Source organism: Neobacillus soli NBRC 102451 (assembly GCF_001591665.1).
In the GTDB taxonomy this organism is placed as follows: domain Bacteria; phylum Bacillota; class Bacilli; order Bacillales; family Cytobacillaceae; genus Neobacillus; species Neobacillus soli.
Genome location: NZ_BCVI01000125.1, coordinates 1 through 1,104, shown reverse-complemented (window position 1 = coordinate 1,104; position 1,104 = coordinate 1). Strand labels below are relative to the sequence as shown.

Sequence of the window (1,104 nt, the reverse complement as noted above, 5' to 3'; positions counted from 1 at the left end):
ATTATCGCTCTCCTCTTTTTTTTTAACGTTTGAGCAGGGTCTTCTTAAGTATTGTCATTTTCTAATTTTGAAGAAACAAATTTTCATGGTAGTTCAATAAGCGGAAAAATATTTATTGAAAGTTATTAATAATCAATTGAAACCCAAAAATATCGGGTAATATAAAGATCAAAAATAGCCCTGTAAACGAGAAGGTTATAAATCTTTTTCTATCTAAACCAACTCTTAATTCCCAGAGTCCCAGACATACTAAATACAAACCTAACAGCATACTAATCATTGGTAATATTACCATATAAATCTCCATTTCATTTCTCCCTTTAATAATTACGTTTTTATATGTATCTCACATTGCCTGACATAGTCCCTTTACTTTAATACGTTTGACATGAATAGAAGTTCCAATATTAAGTAAATTATCCATTTGAAATTAACAAAAGTCCATTTCTGCTTATTAAACTAAACTGCCAGTTACTTCAATAGAAAAAGCATTACCGTTGTTCCAGTAATGCACCTGTTACTTGAAGAGTATATGTGTTAATCAATCGAATTTGTGATTGAATTGTATATGTCGTGAAGGTACTGTTTACTATCTTCATTTAATAACTTTTTTTCTCCGTCTTTGTCAAAATATAATTTAAAAACACCCTTATTCCCTGCACCTTCAATTGGTCTAACACCATCAATAACAGCAAATATCCCAAATAAACTTGCATCTACTGCTTCATAAAGTGCCTTTTTTATCATTTCTTTATCGCTTACGGACTGCTTGTTATACCATTCCGAAAGTTCTAAATCCTTTTTCCTTGGTTTTCTTCCTGATGGTTCTTCCATTTCACTTAATGTATCATCAACGGCAGTATCTCTTACACACGATACAATGGCTTCTATAAAATATTCACTATCCACTTAGTGTCCTCCTAACGGTTACCATTTTTAAGTCTATTTTAGCGAATTTCCTTATTAAACTAATCTGCACTTTAGTTCAACAAGAAAAAATGACCGCCGCAGCGATCATCATTTATAACTATTGCACCCGTTTGTTTAAGAAGGATGTTTATAAAAGTGAATAATATTCTGCAAAATATAAAAATCCAATCTTCA

General features: G+C 31.1%; 1 protein-coding gene. It reads right to left on the bottom strand.

The window, feature by feature from the left end; genetic code table 11:
* Nucleotides 1-537: 537 nt before the first annotated feature.
* Nucleotides 538-909: a hypothetical protein gene (locus BSO02S_RS25945; protein WP_066074919.1), complete on the bottom strand. Its 372-nt coding sequence runs from the start codon at nucleotides 907-909 to the stop codon at nucleotides 538-540.
* Nucleotides 910-1,104 lie beyond the last annotated feature (195 nt).